The organism is Mycobacterium nebraskense (genome assembly GCF_002102255.1).
Classification (GTDB): domain Bacteria; phylum Actinomycetota; class Actinomycetes; order Mycobacteriales; family Mycobacteriaceae; genus Mycobacterium; species Mycobacterium nebraskense.
This window is the reverse complement of sequence record NZ_LQPH01000023.1, coordinates 1-2,920: the sequence shown is the minus strand read 5'-3', so window position 1 is coordinate 2,920 and position 2,920 is coordinate 1. Positions and strand designations below refer to the sequence as shown.

General features: G+C 66.5%; 2 protein-coding genes. One reads left to right on the top strand and one right to left on the bottom strand.

Annotated elements, in window-relative coordinates; translation table 11 throughout:
• On the bottom strand, positions 1 to 1,349 hold a 1,349-nt coding region (locus AWC17_RS03115), incomplete at its 3' end, for an aldehyde dehydrogenase (protein ID WP_244193467.1).
• A 93-nt stretch (positions 1,350 to 1,442) separates the two neighbouring features.
• On the opposite strand from AWC17_RS03115, the gene AWC17_RS03110 reads away from it, so the two are divergent.
• Entirely contained in the window at positions 1,443 to 2,789 is a 1,347-nt protein-coding gene (locus tag AWC17_RS03110) for a secreted hydrolase (protein ID WP_046184161.1), read from the top strand.
• Positions 2,790 to 2,920: the final 131 nt, after the last annotated feature.

The following is a 2,920-nucleotide window of genomic DNA, read 5'->3' as shown; positions in this document are numbered from 1 at the left end:
TACCGGGCCACTGCGATGGCTCGGCGACGGTGGTCTCTCACCTCCGTTCGGTTGAACAGCGCCTCACGGCGCTCGATGTCGGAGGTCCACACCGAACCGGCCAGACCGTAGTCGCTCTCGTTGGCGATTCGGATTGCGTCGTCCTCATCGCGGTAGCGCAACACGGTCAACACCGGACCGAAGATCTCCTCCCTGGCGATGCGCATCTCGTTGGTGGCGTCGGCGAACAGCGTCGGCTGCACATACCAGCCACGCGTCGACGGGCTGTCCTGACCGCCGAGGACGACGCGGGCGCCTTCGGCCTGGCCGGACTTGATGTAGTCCTGGACACGGCGTTGTTGCCGTTGCGCGACAAGGGGTCCGATGTCGGTGGCGTCGTCGGCCGGATCGCCGACGTTGAGGCCCGACATCATGTCGGCCAGCGCGTCGACCACCTCGTCGTGCCGCCGGTCGCTGACCAGGATGCGGGTCTGGGCGACGCAGGCCTGGCCGTTGTTCATCAGGCCGGCGGTTTTCAATCCGGCGACGGTCTTGCCGATGTCGGCGTCGTCGAGAATGATCGCCGCGGACTTGCCGCCCAGTTCCAGGCTCACACGCTTGAGCTGTTCGCCACACAGGGCGGCGATGCGGCGCCCGACGGCACTCGAACCGGTGAACGCGATCTTGTCCACGCCCCGATGGCGCACCAGCGCCTCGCCGATCTCGGGGCCGCCGGGCAACACCGAGACCACCCCTTCGGGCAGGTCGAGCTGCTCGATCATTTCCGCCAACCACAAAGCGTCCAAGGGTGTTTCGGGTGCGGGTTTGATGATGACGGCGCATCCGGCGATCAATGCCGGGATCAGTTTGGGCATGATCAGGAACTGCGGCACGTTCCACGGCACGATCGCGCCGACCACGCCGACCGGGGCCCTGCGCAGGTGCACTTCGCCGAGCACGCCTTGGCGCCGTTCCTCCCACGGAAAGTCGCGCGCGGCGGCCAGCGCCAGATGCATGAGCGACGCCGCGGCCGCCGCTTGGCCCATCCGGCTGAAACTGCGCGGGGAGCCCATTTCGTCGGTGATCAAGTCGGCCATCTCCTCGAGGTGGCCGGCGTAGATCGCGGCGAGCTGTTCGACCTTGGCCATCCGCTCGGCGTGGGTCATCCGCGGCCACGGGCCGTGGTCGAAGGCGTGTCGCGCGGCGGCGACGGCGGCGTCGACGTCCTCGGGCCCGGCCAGCTGGACGTGGCCGACCGGTTCTTCGGAGTGCGGGGAGATGACGGCGAGCTGTTGGGGGCTGGCGGGCTTGCGCCACTGCCCCCCAATGAAGAGTTCGTCGTAATACCGGTGGCCGGCGTTTTCTGTCATCGGGCACTTCCTCGAGGGGTTGGGCGCAAAGGCGACAGTGACCGTGATTTCGCTATTGACGCTAACATAGCGAAAAAAGCAGCGAGGGCCCATATGACCAGCGATTGGCGCAGTTACCCCTTCCAGTTGGTGCCCGGCGACAGCCAACTGGATTTCCCCGCCGCCGAGGGCGAGCACCCGGATCAGGAGTCGGACACCTGGTTCATCGCCGGGCAGCTGGATGCCGTCGAGACGGGCCGGTCATTTGCCTTCCTGACCATCGTCAACAAGAACCGCCCCGGCGGCGCCGTGGTCGCCGATTTCTACACGATGGCCCTGTTCGATCTGGATTCCGGTGACTACGGCACCTATACGGATTACGACATGCCGCCGGCCAACATGGAACCTGGAGCGCAGCGCAAGCTGACGTTGGCCCCGGGCCATCTCGACATCCACTACTCCAGCGGGGTGGGCACCGCTTCCTGGACCACCTGTCGGGACGGCGACGGAGGGCTGCTGCCCTACACCTACCGCGTCAGCCTGGTCGGCGAGGACCATTCGGGTCGGCCCATGCGGCTGGACCTGGCCGTAACGCCAACGCGCGCACCGACACCGGTGGGTGCGTCGACGTACAACGGGAAAATCTGCTGCTTCGGCCAGACCGAAACCTATTCGTATTTCCAGACCGGCATGGCGATGACGGGCACCCTACGCTGGGGCGACCTGGTTCAGCAGGTCTCGGGCAGCAACGGACACATCGACCGGCAGTGGTTCCCGAAATACGCCGGCGGCGGAGGGACCGGGGGAGATCCGCGGGCCCGGTCCCACGAATGGCGCACCATCAACTTCGACAACGGCGTAGACCTGAGCATCTGGCGGCAGTTCGACCGCACCAATGGCAATGCGCTGCAGCCGTTTACCGGCGTGACGACGAGTCATCCCGATCCGGCCATGTCGCCGGAATGCGCCGAGGACGTCGAGGTGACGGTCAGCAGCTACGTGCGATGGCCGGAGGCGGTGCAACCGTTGGTGCGGCCGCATGCGGCCGCCCGATACATGCCGGACCGCCACCGGATCACCTGCGGCACCATGCAACTCGACATCGTCGGCGAGCCGCTGGTACCCGCGCCCGCGCACGGCCTGCCCATCGAATACATGGAGGGTCCATACCGCTACCGCGGCACCCTGTGGGGCGAACCCGTGACCGGGTTCGCGTTCAACGAGCGCTCGCTGGCCCTGTACCGGGACTGGGAGCTGGTCGAGGTGCTGGTCACCACCGTCGCGAACATGGAGCCGGAAGTCCCGGATCTGCGGACGACGGTGGATCGGGTGGTGCCGCTGGTGGCCGCCGGCCGTCGCAGCGATGCGGTTGAGCTGTTGGCCGGCATGACGCCCCTCGAAAACGGCTCGCTGGCAACCATTCTCGAAGACCTGATCGCCGTGCTGTCTGCGGCTGATTGAGGGACACCGCGTCGAGACTGAAACCACGTACACGTTCTGCGGGGCAATGTCAATCGGTCAGTGCAACATCCGGTCAGGCGGCTTGTTCGAGGAGTTGGGCGAGTCGTTGGGCGGGAGTGTCGAGGTTGAGT

Bases quoted from the DNA above. Each gene is read 5' to 3' on its own strand.
- AWC17_RS03110 (WP_046184161.1), top strand. From the start codon at position 1,443: ATGACCAGCGATTGGCGCAGTTACCCCTTCCAGTTGGTGCCCGGCGAC.